Source organism: Rhizobium sp. BK212, assembly GCF_014197475.1.
In the GTDB taxonomy this organism is placed as follows: Bacteria; Pseudomonadota; Alphaproteobacteria; order Rhizobiales; family Rhizobiaceae; genus Rhizobium; species Rhizobium anhuiense.
The window spans coordinates 1-22,485 of sequence record NZ_JACIFS010000001.1; the positions used below are offsets into that span (position 1 = coordinate 1).

Below are 22,485 nucleotides of genomic sequence, written 5' to 3' on the forward strand. Positions count from 1 at the left end.
CCCCGCCGCTCACCGCGTTGGAGGGAAGGTCACATGGCTCAATTCTCAATGGAAATTATGCGCCTAACCGGCTCAGTTCTGCGTGGAAACCAACACCGGCCGCATCAGGGCAGTCATGCTGATTTTCGTGGGATCGTAAGCCATTGAAATCATGGTAAATGATTTGCTAAAGGAATGCTATCTTGGAGTTATCATTCCTCACTCCTTATGATGCACTAGGCCACGCCTAGCCATCGATAAGTACCAAGTATCGATAGTGATGGATTTGGCGGCGCAGAACCGCTAGAGTCGGGCAAGTCACAGCGCCAGAGACCGCCATGCCAGAGCCAAAAGCCCTCCCCTCCCCTGTCGATCCGGTGCTTCGCCGCGCCGAGGAAATTGATGCACTCGACGCCATCCTGCCGTTTGCCCGTCGTGATCAGCTAGCCGCATTGCTGACGGACGATGATGTCGCCACCTTAAAACATCTGGCGCAACAGGGCATGGGCGGCAACACGCTCAGGGCGCTCGCTTCCGATCTCGGCTATCTTGAGGCTTGGTGCGCGCTTGCCATCGGCTCTCCCCTGCCCTGGCCGGCGCCGGAGAGCCTGCTGTTGAAATTCGTCGCTCATCATCTCTGGGACCCTGTTGAACGTGCCGAGGATCCGAACCATGGCATGCCGGTCGAGGTCGAGACAGGATTGCGCGCCGAAGGGTTTTTACGGGTCAACGGCCCGCATGCGCCCGACACGGTGCGCCGGCGCCTGACCTCGTGGTCGATCCTGACACGCTGGCGCGGACTAACCGGAGCGTTTTCGGCGCCATCATTGAAGACCGCGCTCCGGCTTGCTGTGCGCGCCGCGCCGCGGCAAAGCCGCCGCAAGAGCAAAAAAGCGGTTACCGGCGATGTCCTGGCAAAGCTCATGGTCACCTGCGCCGGCGATCGTCTGGTCGATGTTCGCGATCGTGCCCTGCTGCTGACCGCCTTCGCTTCCGGCGGCCGCCGACGCTCCGAAATTGCAAGCCTTCGCATCGAGGATCTGATTGACGAGGAGCCGGTGCATGCCGACCCGCAGAATTCCGCCTCCCCTCTCCTGCCCTGCCTGACACTCAACCTCGGCCGCACCAAGACGACGAATGTAGAAGATAAGGCCCATGCCGTCCTGATCGGCCGTCCGGTCGGGGCTTTGAAGCGATGGATCCAGGAGGCAAAAATTGAGGCAGGGCCAATCTTCCGTCGTATCGACCAGTGGGGCAACGTCGATCGCCGCGCCTTGACACCGCAGTCCGTCAATTTCATCCTCAAGGCCCGCTGCAGGAAGGCTGGTCTCGATCCAGAGATATTTTCAGCCCACGGGCTGCGATCTGGTTATCTCACCGAAGCGGCCAACCGCGGCATCCCGCTTCAGGAAGCCATGCAGCAGTCATTTCATAAATCGGTGGCGCAGGCTGCAAGCTACTACAACAATGCAGAACGGAAGAACGGGCGGGCCGCAAGGCTGGTCATTTGACGGATTGACCCTCAAATCGCACCGTTGGCGCAAAAGTTCTACGAGGCAATTCAGGTCGCCGTCATGGAAGGCTGGAAATGTACTTGGTCTGCATCAACGCCAGCCACTGTCATAACGATAGCCTGTGCCGTCAAAATCGCGATAGCCGGAGTTGTCCTCATGACGCGGACCAACTCTGTAACGGTAGCCCGAGTCACCATAGTCGCGATAACCGACATTACCTTCATAGCGCGGGCCGCGGCTGTAGCGATAATCTGCGCCTTCATCATACCGCGGACGGTCCCTGTCCTCGATGAGAGCACCGGCAACCAGTCCGCCGATGAGCCCCGCCGCCAGCCCACCAACGATGGCAGCACTCCTGTCGCCGTGCCGGTGCTCGCGATAATCATGTGCGCTCGCGGAGCCATAGGAAGTGAAGATGCTGCCGGTCGCGACCAATGTAGCAAGTGTCGAGAGGATGATCTTTTTCATCGGCTACTCCATCAGAGCCTGTGTTGGGAGGTAAGGCTCTTTCTGGTTACTTGATGACATTGGCGCGCTGAACAGGCTGTGAATGTTGCGTTTCGCTGCCGTTCATCGACCGTTGGAGTTAAGGCCCCACGCCATCGGCCGCGGTAGAAATCAATCCAGTCATCGACCTTGGGTTAAAGATGGCGTTCCGAACAACCGACGCGGCGAGCCTTTAGGCACACGGCAATGTGAACGCCGCGCGACCCGCCAGCGGACGCAGCCGAGCTATCAACATATCGTCCTTGCAATTACGGAATTATACTCCATAAATGCAAGGATGATTGAACGTCGAATATCTACAAAACTGACTGAGTTGATCGATTCGAGCCCCGCCGTTGCGCTCATTGGCCCGCGTCAGGTCGGCAAGACTACGCTGGCTCTCGCCATAGCCGAACAACGCCCATCAATCTATCTCGACCTGGAATCGGATGCCGACCGCGCCAAACTCACCGAGCCGGAACTATATCTCAGCCAGCATAGCGACAAGCTCGTTATCCTGGATGAGGTTCACCGGCTACCAAATCTTTTTCAGAATTTGCGTGGGCTTATCGATCGGGGCCGGCGAAATGGGAGGAAGGCTGGCCATTTCCTGCTGCTCGGGTCCGCATCCATCGATCTATTGAAACAGTCGGGTGAGACGCTGGCCGGTCGCATCGCCTACCTTGAAATGGGTCCGATCGACGGCCTGGAAGTACCAGTTGATGATCTGAATAAGCTATGGGTGCGAGGCGGCTTCCCTGATAGTTTCCTTGCGGTAAATGATCGTGCAAGCCAGCGCTGGCGGCAGGACTTCATACGAACCTATCTGGAACGAGATATTCCCGTGCTTGGTCCTCGTATTCCTGCCGAGACATTGCGGCGCTTCTGGATAATGCTCGCACATCATCAATCCGGACTTCTGAATGCCGCAGAATTTGCGCGTTCGCTCGGCGTCGATGGCAAGACGGTCGCCTCCTATCTCGATCTCCTGGTTGATCTACTCCTCGTACGACGCCTTGAGCCTTGGCATGCGAATGTTGGCAAGCGCCTTGTCAAATCACCGCGGGTCTATGTTCGCGATAGCGGCATCACCCACACCCTTTTGGGACTGACCACTCAGGAGGACCTGCTTGGACACCCAGTCGCCGGGGCAAGCTGGGAAGGTCTCGTGATCGAGACGTTGATTGCAGCAGCCCCCCCCGGAACTCAGAGCAATTTTTACCGAACATTGGCTGGTGCGGAGATTGACCTCCTTCTGACGCCCCCGGGTGAACGACCTTGGGCTATCGAAATCAAGCGGAGCCTGACGCCGAAACTCGAGAAAGGCTTCTATCTTGCATGCGAAGATCTCGACCCAGCACGACGCATCGTCGTTTACCCTGGGCAGGAAACTTTCCGCCTAAAGCACGATGTGGAAGCAATGCCCCTAGCCTCGATAGGCAAAGCTCTGGTTGACCTTACCTAGCGGGCGTATCGCCTATAGAAGCCCGCTCCAGCATCTCTCTGGGCAACAATGCGCGAACAATGCGATAGCGCTCATTCAAACACACAGTTCTGCGGCATTACGCCGGTGGAAGGCCGCTGACGCGCGTTCCGTGTCGACCGGAAGACGCGCTGGAAGCGCCTCCTCTTTGATCATAAAACATACTCGCAAAGGGTCATTTCTTCGCGCATTCCTTATTTGTACAAAGCACCTGAAAAGCAGCCGCAAATACCCATGGCAAAACGACCAGCTTCAAATCAGCCGCCAAACGGGGGTAACAACCTTACGGCTCGGTAGGAGATACCAAAAGACAGAAGTCAAAACGACTGCACCGCCCAGAAGGACTGGTAGCGTGATCTCCTCGCTGTAGAAAATCCAGACCCATATTGGGCCAAGGATGACATCAAGCATGGATAATAGTCCGGCTTCACCTGAACCAATCCGGCGAGAGCCAAGCAACAAAAGCACATAACCAATGCCAGTCGTGAAAATCCCATAGAAAGCGCATGCGAGGAGTTGTGTCGATGTCGGTATCGAGTACTGCATGAGCGGAAGGGCGATGCAAAAGCAGGCCAACGCGGCCAAGACCGTCATCATCGTCGAATCCATGCTTGGAAACCGTTTGGCAATGACAATCTGCGTGGCGCATCCAGCCGTCATGATAAAAGCAGCCAGGATGCCAAGAAGGTCGTTTGCCGACATAGCTGCTCCGACCGAAATAACTACTCCCAGGAAAGCTAGACAGCCAGCGATCACGAAGCGGTATGTCACGGGGTCGTGCAGCCATAAGAAAGCGATCCCGGTCGCTACAAACGGAAGCGTGGCGTACACCGTCATGACATTCGCGACGGTCGTCCACTGTAAAGACGCAATATAGGTGATCGCCGCTACTGTAGAAACGACACATGCAACCACACCAGGCATGCCGAAAGTCCCTTTAACACCTTTCTTCGTCCATCTTCGGCGGATCAATACAAATGCGCCAAGCGTGACGAATGAGAAGGCCGACCGCCAAGCGACCATTGACCAGACATCCATGTCGGCGATGCGCACAAAAAGCCCGGCCGTGCTCCACAAAACAGCAGAAGAAATCACGAGATAGATGCCGACAAGCCTACTGCGTGCTATGCTCATATGAGGTCACTCCGTGGAGAGAGATGTGCATAAACAACCTAGTAGACGATTGGTCTAGTTATGGATGGTCAATCTGCGACGCGTGAACGCCTCATTTCCGAAGGTATGCGGCAATTGCTGGCGCATGGCTATGACGGTGTGGGGATCGGCCCGATCCTGAAGGCCGTCGATGTCCCGAAAGGGTCCTTCTATTATTTCTTTCAGAGCAAGGATGACTTCGTCGTTGCGGTCGTCGAAGCGTATGAGGAGAAGTACCGGCAGGTGCGGGAGAAATTCTTCACTGACATGTCGCTCCGTCCGCTGGCCCGCCTCGATGCCTATTTCGCAGCTCTTGAACAAGAGTATAAGGCGGCCGCCCCATATGCAGGGTGCCTTTACGGTATGATTGCCCAAAGCGCTGCAGGCCGGAGCGCAGTCGTTCTCGATGCGCTCGCCGCTTCATTCGAACGCTGGGAGAAAAGTATTCAAGGGGTGCTGGCCGCTGCGCAGCAGGATGGCGATATCGACAGTGACGAGAACATCAATGATCTAACAGCGAGTATCGTGGACGCTTACGAAGGGGCGCTCATTCGAGCTAAAGCCAAGGATGGTGTGTTGGCATTCACCCGCTTCCGTGAAATCGGGCTGAAACGTTTGATTTCGCCCACGAAGCTAAATGTCCGCTAGTCGCATTCAGCCAATCCGGAAGATTCCAATGATCCTGGCAGGTAATAAAGTGGTATCATTCCAACGAAATTGATTCCGCGTAATCAAGCTGATCGACATCCCCATTCAGAGGCGAAAGGGCATCTGCCTTTTCGGTGGCCAACGCGCCGGTGACGCAGCGTGTGCTCCCCGTTCCTGGAGTGCAGGACCTTCTTGGGAAGCCACATTCACGGTCGTCTTCGATTAACGCGGTTCCTCGAGAGAACGTGATCTCCGAGGCGATTAGTTCCCACAGATTCCCTCTCAAAACTGCGAGTAGACGATATTGGATCTTTCGCCTATCGATTGCTTATGAAATCGTCGCTCGATCATATGCCGCTTCGCAAGCAACGAGAACTCGGCCGGGTCCTCGAAATCCTCCACGAGGAATTCGGGGACGCGCTGAGGGAGGGCACGGCCGATTTCAAGAAGCGCGGTAGGATCTTGAAGATCATCCTGTTCGGCTCCTATGCCAAGGGCGGCTGGGTCGATGAACCCTTCACCATGAAAGGGTATCGCTCCGATTTCGACCTCTTGATCATCGTCAACAACCGCAAGCTCTGCGAGTTCTCCGAATACTGGTACAAGGCGGCCGACCGGCTGATCCACGAGGCCTCGATCGAAACGCCAGTGAGCTTCATCGTCCATTCCAGGCGTGAGGTGAATACCTACCTCAAGGAGGGGCAGTATTTCTTCTCTGACATTCGCAAGGAGGGCATCGTTCTCTATGAACTGGACGATGAGCCACTGGCGGAGCCCGAACTGCTTTCGACGGAGGATCGGCTTCGCGTCGCGAGAGAGCATTTTGATCACAGATCCAGGGCGGCATCGAAATTCCACAAAGGCGCGATGTTTTATTTGCGAGAAAGTGATTTCAACGAATCTGCCTTCTTAACTCATCAAGCACTCGAACAGGCCTATTCCTGCGTCCTACTCACTCTGACCAACTACGGCCCACCATCGCACAACATCAAGTTCCTGCGCTCGCTCGCCGAGGAGCAGGACCGCCGGCTGGCCGAAGCCTTTCCGCGTGATCAGCACCGGGAACGCGCCTGGTTCAACACGCTGAACGAGGCGTATGTTAAGGCGCGCTATTCGAAACATTACGAGATCAGCGAGGAGGCGCTCACCTGGTTGGGCGAGCGGACGACCGTTCTGCTTGAATTGGTGCAGCTGGTTTGCTCCGAACATCTCGAAAAGCTCAAACAAGACGGCCAGTAGGAGCCGGGTAGCGCGGCACAAGCTACGCAATCGGTGTGGTCGTTAGCCTCAGTTGCCCCCGGATCATTACACGTGGAAGACGGAAGGCTTGATCAGCAGCTTCAACGATGGCTTCAAGCCCGAGGGTGGAACTGCCGCCGAAGAACCAGCGAGCCGGCCTTGCGAGGTGTATGCGGTCAGTTCCCTGACGGATACGACAGCACCGCACTAGAGCCGGATACCGCCTATTGTGAAACCACCGTCGACAGTGATTTCCTGGCCGGTGACGAAACTGGCATCGTCCGACAGCAACCACGCCACGGTGCCCGCGACGTCTTCTGATCTGCCGTTACGGCGAAGAGGCGTGTGACTGGCGAGGCGAGCCGCGAAGACAGGGTCGATGACGTCATCGGCCATCGGCGTCAGGATGATGCCAGGGTTTATGGCGTTGACGCGGATGTTCCGTGGGCCTTGTTCCACCGCAAGGGTGCGCATCATCGCCTGCAGGGCACCCTTCGTGCCGGCATAGGCTCCGGCGCCTGGCATCACGCCACCAGCCGTCCAGGAGGCGTTGATGAGGATCGCACCATCGGCCAGAAACGGCAGGCATTGCTTGATGGTGAAAAAGGTGCCACGCAGATTGGTGGCGATCAGAGCGTCGAATTCGTCCGCTTCCGTAACAGCCAATGGCTTGAACTCGCCAAGCAAGCCGGCGTTGGCGAAGAGGGCATCCAGTTTGCCAAAGCGGGTTATCGTCGTCTGGACGGCCGCGGCGACCGCCTCGTTGTCGGCGATATCGCAGGCGATCGCGATGGCTGTGCCGCCGGCGGCCTCGATCTCCGACTGCAATTGGCTGATCGGCTCGGGCCGGCGTCCGACGAGAGCGACCTGGCCACCCTCTTCGACCAGTCGAAGGGCGGCGGCCCGCCCCATGCCCGTTCCCGCCCCCGTAATGAGGACCGTTTTGCCCGTGTATCTGTTCTGCGCCATGTCGTGCTCCTTGTTTGCAGCGTCACAGGAGTTGTAATTTCGCCCATACAAATGGATAATCGCGAAAATAATATCATCATTTAAAAGCAGAGCTATCGAATGGGCCTCTTCCGATCCATGCAGGTATTCGTGACAACCGTGCAAGAGGGCTCGATGAGTGCCGCATCCGGCAAGCTCGGGATGTCACCGGCAATGGTTGGGCAGCATGTGGCAGCACTTGAGGAGCGCCTCGGAACGCGTCTTCTGAACAGGACGACCCGCCGTCAGAGCCTGACGGATTTCGGCGCCAGCTATGTCGAACAGTGCCGAGATATTCTGGAGCGCGTGGCGATTGCCGATCAGGATGCCGAGGCTTTGCAAGCAGAGCCTCGTGGCAAGCTGAAGATGACGGCTCCGACGACGTTCGGCGCAGAGATGCTGATGCCGAGACTGCAGCGCTACCGCGCGCTTGCCCCGGATGTCACGCTGGATATCACCTTGACGGATCGCAATGTCGATATTGTCGACGAAGGATTCGATATTGCCTTCCGTATCGGCGAGTTGCCCGATAGCCGCTTGATCGCGCGCCGTCTTGCCCCTTACCAGATGATGATCTGCGCTGCACCAGACTACCTTGCTCGAAGGGGCAATCCAGGTCATCCAAGTCACCTGGCCAACCATGATGCCATCGGCTTTGCCCCGGCGGCACGGTCGCCATGGAAGCTGGCGAACGGCGACGTTACGGTCGAAGTCATTCCGCGGATATCGATCACTGTCAATAGCGGTCAGGCCGTGCGCATGGCCGCGTGCGCGGGCCTGGGAGTGATCATGCAGCCATCCATTCTGCTGCGTTCGGATGTCGAGGCAGGCCTGCTCGTTCAACTCTTTCCAGAATGGCATCTCCGTGAGCGACCGATGTCGCTTGTCTATCATCGCGATCGCCGCATGACGCCGCGCCTGCGCAGCGTCATCTCGTTTGCCATTTCAGAATTCGGCGCGACATCCGAATGGCGGGAAGATCCCCATTCCTAATGACCCGTCGTGGCGGGCTGGTCAGCCGACGGCTATCGGACTGGCGCGCTGCTTTCTCGGACGAACCGATCGACCACCGTTTTCGGCACTGACCAAGCGGCTGTTGCAATGAGCGGAATTCCTCTCGCTCGGCGGGGGCGCCTTTACGTCCGAACAAGAGCCATCGATGCCCAACGCGACGAATACAGCGGGAACAGCAGCACCACTTGGAACGTTTAGAGAACGAATTCAGGAGGCCGCTATGAGTGACAATCCGAAAAGCAAGACATCATCCAACACAGAGAAAGACCCCGACGATTGGGTCAGTGGCGACGAGCCGATGACCGGCGCGCAGCGGTCCTATCTGAAGACCTTGTCGGAACAGGCGCACCGGCCTGAAGCCTATGCCGAGGATCTGACCAAGGCCGAAGCGTCCAAGCGGATCGACGAACTCAAGCAGTCGCTCGATCTGGAATGAGCGGCCGTCTTGTCGTAGCCGATTGATTGAGGCCGAACGCCGAGGGCAGACTTTTGCGCCCCACTGTATTCCGATTGCGAAACGGCAAAAGGGCTGCTGCAACGCGAACCAGTCCGCGTGATTTTTGGTCCACAAAGGATTTACGCCGTTGGCCAGCGTGGTGGTCGCTGCGAGCACCCTCGCCGATCTTGGTTCCGGCCGCGGCCCGATAGTAGATCCCAGTTACCCGAAAGCGGCCACCGCCGCATTTGCATTGGCGATGACGTGATCGCGATCTTCAACATCTCACGAACCTCGTATCCCCGGGCCTGGGTATTTCCTTCACCTGCACTGTCAGCTGCTCGAAGACAAGCCTGGCATTTCATTGCGCGCACTGAGATGGTGTAGGTGACCCCATCGCGACCGGACTTTGCCTGGTGCGGTCGAACATGCCCGCGAACTGGTTACACTCGAAACCTCGACAAGCCCCATAATCGCATCATCTCAGCTGGAGCCGAGATATCTGCCGGGATCACATAAGGGTCAGCGGATCGTGGTGTTATGACGCTCTTGCTTTTCTTGATCGGAAGCCCGTGGCCCATGTTGCTGACCGAATAGAGGGCCACTTTCCTCTCGCCGGTCACTTTCCACGACTGCAAGCTGCCCCATGGTTTTTTCTCCAAGCGGCCGCTGCTTTCTACAATGCCCTGAACTTCGAGCCACTGAGCAACACAAGCGAGCGCATTGGCGGGCTTGACCACCCGGTCTTCCATGCCCTGCCAGATGGTTATCGGAGGCCATGCCCTGACTTCTGGCGAAATCTCGGCGATCGGCCGTCCCCATCCGCCCGGTGGCGGCGTCGCGCCTGACTTCATCGCGCGCAGGGCCGACATCGCGTCGCGGACGGATCCGAATGGCATGCCGGCGATGATTGCGGCGCCGGCAAACAGTGAGGGATAGATCGCGACAAGTGCGCCCGTCATCGCCCCGCCGGCGGACAGCCCCGCGATGAAGATCCTCGACCGGTCGATGCGATGTCGCTCGCATAGGTGCTCGATCATCTGCTTGATCGAACGGACCTCGCCGCGGTCTCGCGCGACGGCACTTGGTCGAAACCAGTTGAAGCAATCTTGCGAATTGTTTGCTCTCTTCTGCTGTGGATAGAGAAGAACGAAACCGCGCTCTTTCGCGAGCTTGGAAAAGCCCGCCGCGGCATCCAGGCTTTCAGGAGTCTGATGGCATCCGTGAAGCAAGACGACAAGCGCAGGGTTCTTCGGCAGCCGCGACGTCGGAACGAAGGATTTCATCACCAGGCGGCCCGGGTTGCTTCCAAAGGCGGTTGTCTCGACCAAAATCGGTTTCGCGGGACGGGGCGTTGAACGTTTCGTTTTGCGTCGGGTCTTTGCGACAGCTTTCTCGATCCGCTTGCTGATTTTCTTTTGAGCTCTGAGGACCTTTAATAGCGATCTGCCGAAACTGAGCTTCATAGGTCGATGTTCTCAACCCGACACAGGAGCGCTCGCAGACCCGGCCGGGCGGCCTCGCGCATGGCATCCTTCAGTGGGAACCAATGTGTTTTACGGATGCTTTTCTCCGGAAACTCGTCCGCGATGCGCGACACCTGGAGAAGATGGACGGACACATGGTAGTGGTTGGGACCCGTGTCCTTTCGATACGAAAAGGAACCGAACACGGTCGTGTCGACGAGGCCCACCACTCCGGCTTCCTCGAACGCTTCTCTGAGCGCCGCAGCGCTGGTGATTTCACCATACTCGACGCGCCCTTTCGGAATGCCCCAGCGACCGTTCCGTCGGCTGCCTACAAAAAGAATTTCAAGTCCACCGCCTTCGGTCCGACGATAGCAAAGAGCACCAGCCTGCGCGACATCGCGACCAGACAGGGTATTCGTAAGTTCCGTCTGGTCGTTTTCGTTGAGCATTGTCCGCCTCCGGTTTCGAAGCCCGCGCACGCTAGCGGGGCAACGTTCAAGAGTCCAGTTTGCTTGATCACCTCTGGTGGCACTCTCGAGTTGCGCTATTCTGGGCTTTTCTGCCAGCGGCATGCACGCGACTTAAATCAATGTTCACGCATGTATTCCATGGTGATTGTGCTTGGCCGGCAGTTTCCCCAACCGGATAATTTCGAAACCAGGCCCGGCACGATGCACGAGGCACGCATGACACCCAAGTCGTCTTCAATGAGCAGCTCGGAGCGGCGCATGCCGTTCACGGTGGTGAAATTTGCCGAGGCGACGAAATTATCCCTGATCTCGATCGACAGCCACGGAGATATCGAGTTCGTCAATCCCTCCGCCTGCGCGCTGTTCGGCTACACCAAAGGCGAGATGATCGGAAAGCCCATCACTATCATCATCCCGGAGCGGATGCGGGGCGCCCACATGGCAGGGCTGCAAAACGTGTCGGCGGGGCAAAAGCCAAATCTCGGTGGCAGGCCGGTCGAGGTGTCGGCGGTCAGGAAGGACGGCACGGAGTTTCCGATCGAAATCACCCTGTCGACCTGGCGTGGCAAACGCGGCTTCTGTGCCGGCGCCGTCATCACCGATATTTCAGAGCGACGGGAGAAGGAAGGGCGACTGTTGCGCCTGGCAAGCCAGGATACCCTGACGGGACTGCTTAATCGTCATCGCTTTTCCGCGCTGCTTGCCGATACGCTTGCTGCGGGAAACGCTGCCGCCATCATGCTCTTGGACCTGGATGGCTTCAAGGAAGTCAACGACACGCACGGACATTTGGTCGGCGATTGCCTTTTGCAGGCCGTCGGTGTCAGGCTCCCATACACGCTGCGTCCTGACGCTCATATTGCACGTGTCGGCGGCGACGAATTTGCGGTGCTGTTGCAGAATGTAAGCGACCCGCGTGCCGTTTATGCCCAAGCCGATGCTATCCTCCAGGCATTTGCAAAGCCGTTTGAACTCGGCGGACATGTCCTGGAACTCGGCACCAGCATCGGCTTTGCTCTTTCACCGGCCCACGGGGTGGAAGCCGAAGAGCTGATTGCCAGTGCCGACTACGCCCTGTATCGAGCGAAAGCCGCAGGCGGACACTCGATCCGGATGTATGACGCCACCATGCGAAGCGAGACGTCGGCGCGGCGCGAACTGCGCGATGAGCTTCTTGCCGGGATGCGTCAAGGTGAGCTGGAGCTCTTCTATCAGCCCCAGGTCAGACTCTCCGACGGTAAAATCATCGGGCTTGAAGCATTGATCCGTTGGCATCATCCCACCCGGGGCCTGCTGACGCCCGGAGCCTTTCTTCCTGCTCTCGATCAGAGCGCATTGGCTCTGGATATTGGCTGGTGGACGCTTGACGAAGCAGCGAAGCGCGCCAGCGAACTGCAGGCGTCAGGCTACAAAATCAAGATCGGCGTCAACCTCTTCCCGGGGCAACTCCGCGGCCCCAATCTCATCCACAAAGTGGCCAACGCACTTCAAAGGCACTCCCTTGCACCCGAGGGACTGGAGCTCGAAGTCACCGAAACGATCGCACTTGCCGATGACGATCGTTCTCTGGAGGCGATGACGGCCCTGCGGGAGCTTGGCGTTGGCATCGCCTTCGACGACTTTGGAACGGGATATGCTTCGCTCAGTTCCTTGCAGCGCTATCCACTGACGACGCTGAAGATCGATCGCGGTTTCATCCAGCAGATTCGCAGCAGGCCGAACGATGCTGCGATCACACGCGCACTGATCGGGCTCAGCCGAGACATGGGACTGAACACCGTCGCGGAAGGCATTGAAACCCGCGAACAGGAGGAGGCTCTCTTGGCCTTGGGTTGCCCATATGGCCAAGGCTACCTCTTCGGTCGGCCTATGCCGTTCAGCGCGGCCGTCGGTGTCATCGAGCAGAATGCAGCATCCACCCCGCCCAAAGCTGACTGCATTTGATGCTGTCCCGCGATGCATCCGACGCTTCGCCTTGACAGCTATGGCGTGCCGGGAAACCCCGGCGTCAGCAGTTTTGACCATCGCCGCGAGCGATTTTAGTTGCCGCGGCGGCGCGATAGTAGATTTCAGTCACCCGAAACCGACCCTCGAGGCGTTTGCACTGGACGATGACGTCGATCGCGATCTTCAGCATCGCGCGTATGTCGTTTCGCTCCAGGTCTCTCCCACCTTCGGATTCCTTCACCAGCAGAGTCAGCTGTTCGAATGCAAGGTCGGCGGAGTCGGCATGCACCGTTGTGATCGAACCCGGATGGCCTGAGTTCACATTGCGAATGTAGTAGAACGCGGTGCCGTCGCGCAGCTCCTGCAGAAGAATGCGATCCGGCCGCATGCGCAGGCAGGACTCGAGCAGATCCTTCGCCCCGACTTTTGCCAGCCCTTGGCCGCCCTTGGAGTAGAAGAGACGGACGTGGTTCGGCTGCGGGATGACGAGCTCCGGCGTGTCTTCAATCGAGATGATGCGTTCGCTCGACGGGATATGGCGAATCAAGGCTTTCGAGAGCGTCGTCTTGCCGGATCCTGTCGCCCCGGAGATGATGATGTTCTTGCGTGCGTAGACGGCCTCTCGCAGAAATGCCTGGTAGGACCCCGTTCTATAGAATTCCAGAAGCCTACGGTCGGCCGAGGAGATGTCCGCCTCGTGCCTCGCAACCTCGGCGAACAAGCCGCCCTGCTCAAGATCGTTGAGGCTGAGCGACACGGAAGACGGTTTTCTGATCGTGATGCTGACGGTTCCTTTCGTCGTAGCGGGCGGGATGACGATCTGGATCCGCTCGTCGCCGGGCAGCGTTGCCGAGAGGATGGGCCGGGTTTCGTCGATCGACTGGTTGGAAAAGCTTGCGACAGCGCGCGCCAGACGCATCAGCTTGTCGAACGACAGCTCCGGCAGATCATGGGCCTGCCACCCGGCCGTGCCCTCGGTGACCACCTGGGTCGGCCAGTTGACGATGATCTCATAGAGGGATTTGTCGCGCAGGAAGGGCGACAGGGGTGCCAACAGCTCTCGCACGACGCCTGAATCGGCTCCCTCTGTCATGGCGGGCTATTTCGTGACCAGGGTCGAGGCTGGCGCGAAGTCCCCGAGAACCGCCCGATCGGAGACTCGGTTGCGCGGTTCCGTCACGCGGAGGCGATAGACGCTCGAGAAATCGAGATCACGCGCAACGAAGATCGAGACGAGCTCCCCTTGATGCTTCAATAGCGTCGGCGCAATGTTGATCGACTGCTCGACGGCGATGGTCGCGGCCTGCTTGCCGGCGCTCGTCGTGTTGTCTGCATCGACATCGCTGTCCTGCAGCTGGCTGTTGACGTAGGAGGTGGCGTCGCCGACGATCGACAACAGGATCGCGCTGCCGAAACGCTCCCACCAATGGGTATCGACGTAACCGTCGACTCCGGCACGCCCAAGGGCGTCGGTTGCCGGCGACGCCAGGGTGATGATCACCCCCTTGGGCGTCTTTGCCCGGTTCCAGAGCACAAACAGGCGCTTCTGGCCGCGGCGAAGGCCGCCGCGATATTCGCCGACCACCTGCGTGCCCTTCTCCATCAGCACGACCCGGCCGTTATCCGAAAGGACGTCGCGGCTGATGACACAGCTCGTGAACCCGGGTTGGTCCGACGACAGTGCCGTCTCCAGAACGCATGGAATGGAGGTTCCCATGGCGACGATGAAGTCGCGATTCCCAAGCGTGCCGGCGCGCGAGCCCTGCAGCTGGGTCGGCGTCAACAGCCGATTGAAGCGCTGGTCCTCGTTTTCGGCCTGGGCACCGGGACCGCCCGAGTTGCTCCCGAGCGGAACGTAATTTGACGCGGTATCGGCGCTGGCGTCCTGGTCTCGAGAATGAGACGGAGAGGATTGCTTCCCACCATAGGCGATGACCGGCGCGCGTCGGGCAGCGTCGAGAAGCTTCTCGTCCTCGCCCGCCTGTTCGGGCATCCCGGGTGTTGGCAGCAGCGTTTCCGGCGGCGTGGCGACCGGTTGGACCGGTTCCTTCGCCGGCTCGAAATCCGACGTCTGCCGGATGACGACGCGTTCGGGCTGGATGCCATCTACGGGCTTATCCTGGCCGCGCATCGACCAGAGGGCAAAGCCGACGAAGGCGACGATGGCGAGCGCCACCGCACCGCGTCTCACCGTCGGATTGCTGTCGAGACCGCGGCCCGTCGTCGTTTCGGCGCGCTCACCGGGAATGTGGGTGCTGTCTTCCTCGGCCATGGCGTCCTCCTATTGTCCTGCCACAGCCTGCGTCTTCACGACGCGCTCGACAGAGGGTGAGGTCGTATTCGTATCGGGATCGATGCCGATACGGTCATAGGCCTCGTTGAAGACGCAGAGGACGTCGCCTCCCCTGCGCAGGATGAACTTGCGGCTGATCGCGTGCACCAGCACCAGGTTGTTCTCGACGGACTTCGGCACGAGGCTCTCGCTGCCGTCGGACTTTTCCATGTAGATCGCCGGCATTTCCTGGTTGCCGGCAAAGGAAAAGGTCGTGACCTTGCCATTGTCGTAGACGGCCTGCGGTTCAAGTGCCGAGGTCCCTTGAGCCGAATAGCGCCAGTTGCGTGGCCCATAGGCCTCGTGGAGAGCCAGAACCTTGTCAGCTTCTCCGGCCTGAGCTGCTTGCGCGCGGGCAGCGGTCTCCAGCTTCCGGCGTTCGGCCTCGTCGGCGGGATAGCGATACTTCACATAGAAGTAGGTGTTCTGCCCGGCCTCGACGCTGCCATCGCGCACCGTCAGCTCCATCTGGTAGCTGCGGGTCGAGCCATCCCGCCTGGTCGTGACGACCGAGATGTTCGTCACCGGCTGGTTTTCGCGGGGTTTTAAAAACAGGATGTTGCCGGCCGGCGCCACTTCCCACGCGACGCTGTTGCCGAGTGCCACATGGGCGATCTCCTCATCGGCGGCGAACTCTATCTGCACCGAAGACCGCAACGTGCCGACGATCTTGGTGATGTTATAGGGCTGGTAGTCGATGAAACGGACGCGGCTATCCTGCGATGCGCCTCGCGGGATATCGAGCGCCAGCGCGGTCGTGGTGAGTCCTGCGGTCACCGTCAGGGCGATGAGGAAACTCTGCTTCAATTGATGGCCTCCGGATCGGCGCGATAATCGCTGACGGCAAAACCAAGCGGATTGGTCAGCCGGTCGGTCGAGGACATCGGCGCGTTGACATAAGAAAAGGTGAGCGTCGCCACCCAGTGGGTGGTCCGGACGTCGTCACCACGCGTGACGGTCCTGGTATAGCGCACCGATACGACATTGGCGTTGATCAGCGAGATCGAGACGATGTTGACGCGTGCCGTCGCGCCGCGGCCATAGATATTCTGCGGAGAGTCCGGATTGCCGCCTCGGTAGATCGCCGCAAAACGCGTCTGCTCCGGCTGGGTCGAGAGCAGAGCGACGGTGCGAAAATTCTCCTCGGCCTCGCTCCAGACATAGGCTTCCCGCGCACGCACATATTTGGCGGCGAAATACTTGGTCACCGCCTCGTCGTAGCTGCCGGCAGTCGACGTCAGCGCCGAGACGACGTCGACGATGCCGGTCGAATTGTCGACCCGAACGACGAAAGGCTCGACCGTCTTCAAAGGCGTCAGCCCGGCAACGGCGACGATCGAGGTGGCGGCAAGCACGCTTGCGGCAATCGCGATAGACCAGGCGATGCGCGCCGACCGCTCCACCTGGACCAGCCGATCCTGATCGAAGCGGCGTGCCCTTTCGAAATAGCTCTTCAGACTGTCGGTACTCACGATCTCACCCCTCCTCGCATGGCCGATAGGAACCCGCGGCATCGAAATGCGCGAAGTCGGCTGGCCCCTCCGTCAGCGGCTCTTTTCCATAGGAAGACACCTGGCCGGCCGCCGTCGCCGGGACTGCGTCATTGCCGCTTTGCTTGGCGGGCTTGTTGTCCTCCCACTGCCACATGGCGCGGTTAAGCGGCCGGCGCGAATAGCCATCGCATTTGGGCAAAGGATGGGACCTCGATGCGCAGCCGGTGAACTCCAAGGCAAGGAGGAGCGAGACGATAATACGGATCATTGAAATGCAAACCTCTGAAACATTTGTCGTGGAGAAGTCGTCGTCCGGCCCCTCAAGATCTAAGACGGCGGCCGGCGGAACGGGCGCCGCGACCAACAGCTCTGGCACCATGCGAGGCGGCCCAGGCGAGCGTGCCCTCATGGGCGTCTCGGGCAGCACCATAGCCGTAGGTCAGCGACGCCCCGCCCGCTGCAAGCGCTGAGGCGATTCCGGGCAGTTGGTAGAAGACGTAAAGGGCAGCAAGGCAGATGGCGCAAAGGGCGACCGGGCGCATCATGACATCGGTATAGCTTTCGACCGCCGTGAAGGTCGTGTCGATACAGCTGATCAGCAGTGAACCGATCGCGACGACCAGGACCTGGAGAATGACGAAATTGGCGAGCTGACCGATCCAGGATTCGGTAAAACGACGGGTGGACTGGAACATCGCCAGCGCCACGAAGATCGGCCCGATGGCCAGCACGATGGCGAGCGCCAGCCGGGCATAGAGCGAGACGATATAGCCGATCGCCGCCACCGTGAAGCTCGCGCCGATGGCCATCATCCCGCCGATGCCGTTGACGATGTCGGCAGGCCAGGTGGCACGCGCCCAGATGTCCTTGGCGCATTTCTGGCCCTTGTCGAGCAGGCTGTCGAAGGTGGAGGCACTCGGTGCGCTACCCGAGTTCAGCGCCTGGGAAATCTCGCGCGGCAGCGTCTCGAAGAAAATCTGGGTGACATAGGTCTGATATTCGCTGGCGTTGCGCACCAGCATGACGATGATCGCAAGTTTCATCGCCCGGAAGGCGAATTCGACAATCGGCTCCTGGACCGAGCCCCGCAGGACAAGATAGCCATAGAGCACGACGTAGAGCGTCAGCGCCGCGGTGAGTGGGCCGCTGATCCAGCTGGTGATGTTCGACGTGCCCGACGAGATGAAACTCTCGAGCGGCGACTTGAACTGACCATCGACGAAGCTGAAGACCTGGTACATGGCTCAGCCTCCAAGCGCCCTGTTCATGCGTTCAAGCCGGAGCTTCCAGTCCGCCGCCTCGGCGTTTTGGCAATTCGGCGTCTGACGCAAGGCGCCAGGGTTGTTGCGGCATTTGCCTGTGATCTTTGCCAGCAGGGCCTGATCAGCCATCAGTTCGTCGACGGTATAGATCCTGTCGACCTCGCCGAAGCAGCCGGAAAGCGCAAGCGCGGCGATACCAGGAACGAGATATTTCATTTGAGCGCCTCTGCCATGGCATCCAGGCGCTTGCGCCAATCCTCGGCCTTGCGCTGGTCGTCGACCTGAACCTGTGCCTGCTGGACCATCTGCAGAGCCTGCATGCGCAGCACGTCGGTTTGCAGAAAGGCGGTTTCGGCCTGCAGGCGTGCCTGAAGGTCGGCGATATCCTTGGCGTCGGCTGCACCCGAGATCTGCTGGCGTAGCTGATCGATGCCGTCGATGCGCTTGGTGGCGGCATCGTAGATCTGCTGGCCGAGGCTCATCTGCCCGGCATTCTGGTTCTGAGCGCGGGCCAATTCCTGCGCATAGAAATCATTGGCATCGGTGCGATAGGTCGAATTTTCTTCGAGGAATTTCGAGGCGGAGGTGGCGAAGACACCGCTGCCCGAGCCTTTGAGCAAGCCTTCGATGGCATTGAAATCCTGCGGCAATGCCTTGCGGATCGAAGGGTCGTTCAGCAGACCGGCGACATCGGCCATGTTGGTAAGCTTGTTCAGCGATGCGTAAAGCTGCTGCGCCTGCTGGAGCTGCTGATTGAGCGTGTCGAGCTGGGATTTCAGCTGAGTGATGCTCTCGATCTGCTTGGCGATCGCCGTCTCGTCGATGACCGGAATGCCCTGTGCGAATGCCGTTCCAGCCGGCAACAGTGCAACCATCATCGCCAGAGCAAACTCTATTCTGATCCTCTCCATCAATCCGTCCTCCTTCTTTGCCGAAACACGGGTAGCCAGTCTTCCAGCCGGTCGCCGATCTCCGCCCGGATCGTCTCGGCGAGTTCGACGTTGGCGGTGCGGCCGGACAGGATGTCGAGCTCGTCGTCGAAGCCCCTGAGGTTCAATTCGGCGACGACGCTGTTGTGGCCCTGCTTGACGATGAAGCGCCGGCTTTCGACCGAAAGCTCGCGCGAGAGCAGTTCGAATTCGCGCTCCGTCAGTTTGAACCCGTCGACGTAATCGCCATGGTCGCCGCGCGGATTGGGAAGGAAGATCTGCGTCGGGCACTGCTCGATGATCGTATGGGCAATCGGCGAGACGATCGCGTCGCGCGGGCTTTGGGTCGCAAACAGCATCAGGCCGTTCTGTTTGCGGATCGTCTTCAGCTTGTTCTGCGCGAGGTCGCGAAAGCCTTCGTCCTGCAGCGCCTTCCAGAACTCGTCGATGACGATGATGATGCGCCGCCCGTCGATCAGTTGCTCGATGCGGAAGAACAGGTAGGCCATCAACGGGGTGCGGATTTCCTCATTGTCGAGGAAGTCGGTCATGTCGTAGCCGATGAACTTGGCGCCGATGCCGATGTCGTCGGTCTCGTTGTCGAACACCCAGCCGAGCGGCCCACCCCTTTCCCACCGCCTGAGCCGCGCCGCGATGCCTTCGGGGTCGGTATTGTTGAGGAAGGTGCGCAAGGCGCCGATCGAGCGTCCTTCGACCGGCAGGTCCGCCAGCCCGTCGATCGCCGAGGCGATGTCGCGCAGCTCCAGGACCGTCAGTTGACGCTTTGCCGACCCGACCAGCTGGCCGACCCAGCGGGCGAGGAACACCTTGTTTTCCGGGGTGAGTTCAAATGCCTTCAACGGCGCGCAGCCGGTGGCGACACCGTTTCGAAGCGGCAGGTAGGTGCCACCCGCGGCCCGGACGAACAGGTCGGCTCCGCGATCCTTGTCGAAGAAGACCATGTGCGGATCATGTTTTTCGAGCTGGGACAGCATGAAGTTCAAGAGCACCGTCTTGCCCGTGCCGGACGGGCCGCAGACGAAGGTGTTGCCGAGATCGCTATGGTGGAAATTGAAATAGAAGGGCGAACCGGAGGCGGTCTTCAGCATGGCGACGGCCGGTCCCCATTCATTGCCGTCTTTCCTGCCGGCGGGATAGGAATGGAAAGGGGAAAGTGCGGCAAAATTTCGCGAGGTGATGGCGCCCGATCTTGCCCGGTAGCGGAAATTGCCCGGCCCCTGCCCCCACCAGGCCGCCTCAAGGCCAAGATCCTCGCGGGCGACGACCGCACCCCCATTGGTGAGATAGGCGCGTGCCTTGGCCATATTGTCGGTGAGTTCCTTCACCGAGGGCGCAAAGACCGACAGGGCCAGATGATGTTCTCCAAGCACGAAGCGGTTCGATTCCAGATCGTCCATCGCATCGCCGAGCTCTTCGATCTGCGACGCCGCCTTGTCGCCGGCGCTGACCATCTGGTTCTGCTTGCGCCCCATGATCGTGCGCGCATCGGCTTTCGCGACGAAGGCGAAAGATTGCGTCAGGATAAGCTCGAAGGGCGCCGTCAGGATGCCGTCGAGCATGCCGCTGCGGGTGGTCGCCGGATATTCCTTCAACCCGAATATGCCGGCGTAACGGCTTGCGGCCTCATGACGGATCTCGACGGTCTCCCGCCCGAAGATCACCCGGTCCGAATAGATCGCCGAGGATATACGGCCTTCCGTCAGCGGGACGCGCTCGCGCCGGCCGCCGACGATCTGATGCAAAACCTCGCTCGGCTCGGAAAAGACGATGTCGTCCTGTTCGTAGAGGCAAAGCACACGAGGCTCGAAGCGTTTCAGCCCGGCAGTCACGTCGGAGACCTTGTCCCTCAGATGCTTCAGGGCATCCTCATCAAGCTCGACACGGTCGCGGCGCGCCTTGCGCAGGCGGGAGAGAAGATGGGCGGCTTTTTCTGCGGGATCCCGGCCCGGATGCCAGACAAGCGAGAGGTAAAGATCATTGCGAAACAGATCCTCTTCGATCATGCGGTCGCGATATCGAGCGTTCAGACCTTGCGAGAAGGGGTTGGCGAAGGCTCCGTCCGGGTAGGCGTTGTCGCGGCGGCGGATGACATGACTCCAGAGCGCCAGATGGTCGTCGGCGATATTGCGGTAAAGCGTATTGAGATCGCGGTGCAGACTGTTGAGGTCCATGACATCGGCAGTTTCGAAGGATATGCCTTCAAGCGCGACCATCACCATCAACGCCCTGGATTCGAGCGCGATCGTCGTCTCGTCGACATGACGGACGTATGGAATGAAAGTTTCGGGCCCGAGTTCGCGCGAGCGAAGCGTTGCGGTGCTAGGCAAAGCTCAAATCCTTTTCGTCATAGCGCCGGATGAGCCTCAGGGGCGACAAGCTGGCGCCGCCCCAATAGGCGGCGTTGCGCGACCGGCCGCGGGTCTCGATCCAGGAGATCAGGATGCGGAACATGTTGTGGTCATGCTTGACGAGCGTGCGGAATATGAAATGGAAGACGACGCCGACAAGTGCGTAGGCGATCGATCCCGCGGTGATATAGAGGATGGTCGTCAGCATGACGTTGACGCCCATCGCCTCCATCGTCACGCCGGCAATCATCGCCGGGCGCGTGCAGGCAAGAAACAAGATATCTTCCTCGATAGCGGCGGCTGTTTGCATGATGATCAGCTTCCGACGATCGTATTGACGAGTTCCGTCGCACCGAAGATTCCGCCGATGCCGATAATCCAGAAACCGGCGCGGCGAAGATCCATGTAGCCGAACATCCAGGCGATGCAGATGATGATGACGGCGATGACCGCAAGCAGCCTGGCAATATTGCCGGTCAGCATGTCGACGATGTTCTGCAGGACGGTTTCGACGCCGGCCGCCTGCGCGAAGGCCGGCTCTACCAGGCAGGCGCTGATGACGGCGGCCATCAGGAGAGGGGCTGCGACAGGGCGAAAGTCTGCTCTTGAGATCATTTTCGTTGCTCCGATCGTTCGTCTTGAAACACGAGAACCTGGGATGACCGCCGGACGTTGAAGACGTCCCACGATGCGGCTCCGCCGGATTGGGAAAGCAATTGTGTAGCCGGCGATATCTCCCGCCTGGCTGACGGGTCCGCGACAGGGGTTTCTTGCCGCGGCTCGGCGATAGTGAGAGACGCAAGGTCGGAAGGCAGGCGGCTCATTTCCTGGCGGACCTCAGCGTCATATTTGATCATTTCGCCAACAGACGGATCGTCACGCCCGTAGTAGGACTGAAGCATCACCTTTTCGGCTTGCGTCGCATCGGCCCCGGAGCGCAAGGCAAGGCGGTAGTAGCCATCGAGCAGAGTGGCCGTCGCCTTGAGGTTCAAGCAGGGATCGAACGCATCCGAAATCGAAAGCTTCAGTCTGCCCAGCTCCGCCGCCCCAATGCCGCCCAGACCGATCCGGATGTCCTGCCGATCGGCAACAAGGGAGGTCGCGCGCTCGATCGCCTCCGCCTTCGACGCGGGTTGGCGCTCAGGCGGCGGACCGCTGTTGATAGCAATGGCGAGTGGATTGAAGCCGCTCTCCAGACTGACGACGGCGGCAAGCGTCCTGACGTCCACCACGGGTGCGCAGTTCTGGGCGAGATCAACGAATGCCACAGCCATAG

Annotated in this window: 24 protein-coding genes; 7 read left to right on the forward strand and 17 right to left on the reverse strand. The window is 59.5% G+C overall.

Going from position 1 to position 22,485, the window contains the following annotated elements; genetic code table 11:
• The first annotated feature begins 317 nt into the window (after positions 1–317).
• A complete protein-coding gene (locus FHT79_RS00005) occupies positions 318–1,490 on the forward strand; it encodes a tyrosine-type recombinase/integrase (protein ID WP_183902836.1) in 1,173 nt (390 codons plus the stop codon).
• 93 nt (positions 1,491–1,583) lie between these two features.
• Here FHT79_RS00005 and FHT79_RS00010 read toward each other — a convergent pair whose 3' ends face one another.
• On the reverse strand, positions 1,584–1,961 hold the full coding sequence (locus FHT79_RS00010; protein ID WP_168332975.1) for a hypothetical protein: 378 nt from the start codon (positions 1,959–1,961) through the stop codon (positions 1,584–1,586).
• A gap of 316 nt (positions 1,962–2,277) precedes the next feature.
• Between FHT79_RS00010 and FHT79_RS00015 the strand changes: the two genes are divergently transcribed.
• Complete coding sequence (locus FHT79_RS00015; RefSeq protein ID WP_097542437.1) at positions 2,278–3,444, forward strand: ATP-binding protein; 1,167 nt, start codon at positions 2,278–2,280, stop codon at positions 3,442–3,444.
• Between the two features lie 270 nt (positions 3,445–3,714).
• On the opposite strand, the gene FHT79_RS00020 is transcribed toward FHT79_RS00015, so the two are convergent.
• A complete protein-coding gene (locus FHT79_RS00020; protein ID WP_183902837.1) occupies positions 3,715–4,596 on the reverse strand; it encodes a DMT family transporter in 882 nt (293 codons plus the stop codon).
• Positions 4,597–4,656: 60 nt separating this feature from the next.
• Here FHT79_RS00020 and FHT79_RS00025 point away from each other — a divergent pair, with 60 nt between their 5' ends.
• Together FHT79_RS00025 and FHT79_RS00030 are read left to right on the forward strand one after the other, a co-directional pair.
• On the forward strand, positions 4,657–5,262 hold the full coding sequence (locus FHT79_RS00025; RefSeq protein WP_097596194.1) for a TetR/AcrR family transcriptional regulator: 606 nt from the start codon (positions 4,657–4,659) through the stop codon (positions 5,260–5,262).
• A gap of 330 nt (positions 5,263–5,592) precedes the next feature.
• A complete protein-coding gene (locus FHT79_RS00030; protein ID WP_183902838.1) occupies positions 5,593–6,501 on the forward strand; it encodes a nucleotidyltransferase and HEPN domain-containing protein in 909 nt (302 codons plus the stop codon).
• A 207-nt stretch (positions 6,502–6,708) separates the two neighbouring features.
• Here the strand turns inward: FHT79_RS00030 and FHT79_RS00035 are convergent, their stop codons facing one another.
• Entirely contained in the window at positions 6,709–7,470 is a 762-nt protein-coding gene (locus tag FHT79_RS00035) for an SDR family NAD(P)-dependent oxidoreductase (RefSeq protein ID WP_183902839.1), read from the reverse strand.
• A gap of 117 nt (positions 7,471–7,587) precedes the next feature.
• Here FHT79_RS00035 and FHT79_RS00040 point away from each other — a divergent pair, with 117 nt between their 5' ends.
• Positions 7,588–8,481, forward strand: a complete 894-nt coding sequence (locus tag FHT79_RS00040; RefSeq protein ID WP_281414609.1) for a LysR family transcriptional regulator — start codon at positions 7,588–7,590, stop codon at positions 8,479–8,481.
• 241 nt (positions 8,482–8,722) lie between these two features.
• Positions 8,723–8,938: a DUF3072 domain-containing protein gene (locus tag FHT79_RS00045; RefSeq protein WP_097630254.1), complete on the forward strand. Its 216-nt coding sequence runs from the start codon at positions 8,723–8,725 to the stop codon at positions 8,936–8,938.
• 443 nt (positions 8,939–9,381) lie between these two features.
• Here FHT79_RS00045 and FHT79_RS00050 read toward each other — a convergent pair whose 3' ends face one another.
• Both FHT79_RS00050 and FHT79_RS00055 read right to left on the reverse strand, forming a co-directional pair.
• On the reverse strand, positions 9,382–10,404 hold the full coding sequence (locus tag FHT79_RS00050; RefSeq protein WP_183902841.1) for a PHB depolymerase family esterase: 1,023 nt from the start codon (positions 10,402–10,404) through the stop codon (positions 9,382–9,384).
• Complete coding sequence (locus FHT79_RS00055) at positions 10,401–10,856, reverse strand: NUDIX hydrolase (RefSeq protein ID WP_183902842.1); 456 nt, start codon at positions 10,854–10,856, stop codon at positions 10,401–10,403. The genes FHT79_RS00050 and FHT79_RS00055 overlap by 4 nt, the downstream gene beginning before the upstream one ends.
• A gap of 63 nt (positions 10,857–10,919) precedes the next feature.
• Between FHT79_RS00055 and FHT79_RS00060 the strand changes: the two genes are divergently transcribed.
• A complete protein-coding gene (locus FHT79_RS00060; protein ID WP_246713887.1) occupies positions 10,920–12,821 on the forward strand; it encodes an EAL domain-containing protein in 1,902 nt (633 codons plus the stop codon).
• A gap of 64 nt (positions 12,822–12,885) precedes the next feature.
• On the opposite strand, the gene virB11 is transcribed toward FHT79_RS00060, so the two are convergent.
• The 12 genes from virB11 to FHT79_RS00120 are packed head-to-tail and all read right to left on the reverse strand — an operon-like array spanning position 12,886 to position 22,483.
• Positions 12,886–13,917 carry a P-type DNA transfer ATPase VirB11 gene (virB11, locus tag FHT79_RS00065; RefSeq protein WP_097542445.1) on the reverse strand — a complete coding sequence of 344 codons (1,032 nt, stop codon included), beginning with the start codon at positions 13,915–13,917 and terminating at the stop codon, positions 12,886–12,888.
• A 6-nt stretch (positions 13,918–13,923) separates the two neighbouring features.
• Positions 13,924–15,096, reverse strand: coding sequence for a type IV secretion system protein VirB10 (virB10, locus tag FHT79_RS00070; RefSeq protein ID WP_097622517.1), 1,173 nt, complete (start codon positions 15,094–15,096; stop codon positions 13,924–13,926).
• Between the two features lie 9 nt (positions 15,097–15,105).
• A complete protein-coding gene (gene virB9, locus FHT79_RS00075) occupies positions 15,106–15,963 on the reverse strand; it encodes a P-type conjugative transfer protein VirB9 (RefSeq protein WP_183902843.1) in 858 nt (285 codons plus the stop codon).
• Positions 15,960–16,631 carry a virB8 family protein gene (locus tag FHT79_RS00080; RefSeq protein WP_183845171.1) on the reverse strand — a complete coding sequence of 224 codons (672 nt, stop codon included), beginning with the start codon at positions 16,629–16,631 and terminating at the stop codon, positions 15,960–15,962. The genes virB9 and FHT79_RS00080 overlap by 4 nt, the downstream gene beginning before the upstream one ends.
• 1 nt (position 16,632) lies before the next feature.
• Complete coding sequence (locus tag FHT79_RS00085; RefSeq protein WP_097595445.1) at positions 16,633–16,917, reverse strand: hypothetical protein; 285 nt, start codon at positions 16,915–16,917, stop codon at positions 16,633–16,635.
• 52 nt (positions 16,918–16,969) lie between these two features.
• Complete coding sequence (locus tag FHT79_RS00090; RefSeq protein ID WP_183902844.1) at positions 16,970–17,890, reverse strand: type IV secretion system protein; 921 nt, start codon at positions 17,888–17,890, stop codon at positions 16,970–16,972.
• A 3-nt stretch (positions 17,891–17,893) separates the two neighbouring features.
• Positions 17,894–18,127 (reverse strand): EexN family lipoprotein, encoded by a 234-nt coding sequence (locus tag FHT79_RS00095; protein WP_097622515.1) that lies wholly within the window; start codon positions 18,125–18,127, stop codon positions 17,894–17,896.
• Positions 18,124–18,789, reverse strand: a complete 666-nt coding sequence (gene virB5, locus FHT79_RS00100; protein ID WP_246713900.1) for a P-type DNA transfer protein VirB5 — start codon at positions 18,787–18,789, stop codon at positions 18,124–18,126. Before virB5 ends, FHT79_RS00095 begins: the two co-directional genes overlap by 4 nt.
• Before the next feature lie 32 nt (positions 18,790–18,821).
• Positions 18,822–21,188, reverse strand: a complete 2,367-nt coding sequence (locus tag FHT79_RS00105; protein WP_183902845.1) for a VirB4 family type IV secretion system protein — start codon at positions 21,186–21,188, stop codon at positions 18,822–18,824.
• Positions 21,181–21,519, reverse strand: coding sequence for a type IV secretion system protein VirB3 (locus FHT79_RS00110; RefSeq protein ID WP_097542452.1), 339 nt, complete (start codon positions 21,517–21,519; stop codon positions 21,181–21,183). Before FHT79_RS00110 ends, FHT79_RS00105 begins: the two co-directional genes overlap by 8 nt.
• A gap of 5 nt (positions 21,520–21,524) precedes the next feature.
• A complete protein-coding gene (locus FHT79_RS00115) occupies positions 21,525–21,824 on the reverse strand; it encodes a TrbC/VirB2 family protein (RefSeq protein ID WP_097542453.1) in 300 nt (99 codons plus the stop codon).
• Entirely contained in the window at positions 21,821–22,483 is a 663-nt protein-coding gene (locus FHT79_RS00120) for a lytic transglycosylase domain-containing protein (RefSeq protein WP_097542454.1), read from the reverse strand. Before FHT79_RS00120 ends, FHT79_RS00115 begins: the two co-directional genes overlap by 4 nt.
• Positions 22,484–22,485: the final 2 nt, after the last annotated feature.

Excerpts from the sequence above, each read along its gene's own strand:
- FHT79_RS00005 (WP_183902836.1), top strand. The coding sequence starts at position 318 with ATGCCAGAGCCAAAAGCCCTCCCCTCCCCTGTCGATCCGGTGCTTCGC.
- FHT79_RS00055 (WP_183902842.1), bottom strand. The coding sequence starts at position 10,856 with ATGCTCAACGAAAACGACCAGACGGAACTTACGAATACCCTGTCTGGT.
- FHT79_RS00025 (WP_097596194.1), top strand. The coding sequence starts at position 4,657 with ATGGATGGTCAATCTGCGACGCGTGAACGCCTCATTTCCGAAGGTATG.
- FHT79_RS00050 (WP_183902841.1), bottom strand. The coding sequence starts at position 10,404 with ATGAAGCTCAGTTTCGGCAGATCGCTATTAAAGGTCCTCAGAGCTCAA.
- FHT79_RS00010 (WP_168332975.1), bottom strand. The coding sequence starts at position 1,961 with ATGAAAAAGATCATCCTCTCGACACTTGCTACATTGGTCGCGACCGGC.
- virB5 (WP_246713900.1), bottom strand. The coding sequence starts at position 18,789 with ATGATGGTTGCACTGTTGCCGGCTGGAACGGCATTCGCACAGGGCATT.
- FHT79_RS00045 (WP_097630254.1), top strand. The coding sequence starts at position 8,723 with ATGAGTGACAATCCGAAAAGCAAGACATCATCCAACACAGAGAAAGAC.
- FHT79_RS00115 (WP_097542453.1), bottom strand. The coding sequence starts at position 21,824 with ATGATCTCAAGAGCAGACTTTCGCCCTGTCGCAGCCCCTCTCCTGATG.
- FHT79_RS00120 (WP_097542454.1), bottom strand. The coding sequence starts at position 22,483 with ATGGCTGTGGCATTCGTTGATCTCGCCCAGAACTGCGCACCCGTGGTG.
- FHT79_RS00020 (WP_183902837.1), bottom strand. The coding sequence starts at position 4,596 with ATGAGCATAGCACGCAGTAGGCTTGTCGGCATCTATCTCGTGATTTCT.
- virB11 (WP_097542445.1), bottom strand. The coding sequence starts at position 13,917 with ATGACAGAGGGAGCCGATTCAGGCGTCGTGCGAGAGCTGTTGGCACCC.
- FHT79_RS00110 (WP_097542452.1), bottom strand. The coding sequence starts at position 21,519 with ATGCAAACAGCCGCCGCTATCGAGGAAGATATCTTGTTTCTTGCCTGC.
- FHT79_RS00040 (WP_281414609.1), top strand. The coding sequence starts at position 7,588 with ATGCAGGTATTCGTGACAACCGTGCAAGAGGGCTCGATGAGTGCCGCA.
- FHT79_RS00035 (WP_183902839.1), bottom strand. The coding sequence starts at position 7,470 with ATGGCGCAGAACAGATACACGGGCAAAACGGTCCTCATTACGGGGGCG.
- virB10 (WP_097622517.1), bottom strand. The coding sequence starts at position 15,096 with ATGGCCGAGGAAGACAGCACCCACATTCCCGGTGAGCGCGCCGAAACG.
- FHT79_RS00015 (WP_097542437.1), top strand. The coding sequence starts at position 2,278 with ATGATTGAACGTCGAATATCTACAAAACTGACTGAGTTGATCGATTCG.
- FHT79_RS00090 (WP_183902844.1), bottom strand. The coding sequence starts at position 17,890 with ATGTACCAGGTCTTCAGCTTCGTCGATGGTCAGTTCAAGTCGCCGCTC.
- FHT79_RS00095 (WP_097622515.1), bottom strand. The coding sequence starts at position 18,127 with ATGAAATATCTCGTTCCTGGTATCGCCGCGCTTGCGCTTTCCGGCTGC.
- FHT79_RS00030 (WP_183902838.1), top strand. The coding sequence starts at position 5,593 with ATGAAATCGTCGCTCGATCATATGCCGCTTCGCAAGCAACGAGAACTC.
- FHT79_RS00085 (WP_097595445.1), bottom strand. The coding sequence starts at position 16,917 with ATGATCCGTATTATCGTCTCGCTCCTCCTTGCCTTGGAGTTCACCGGC.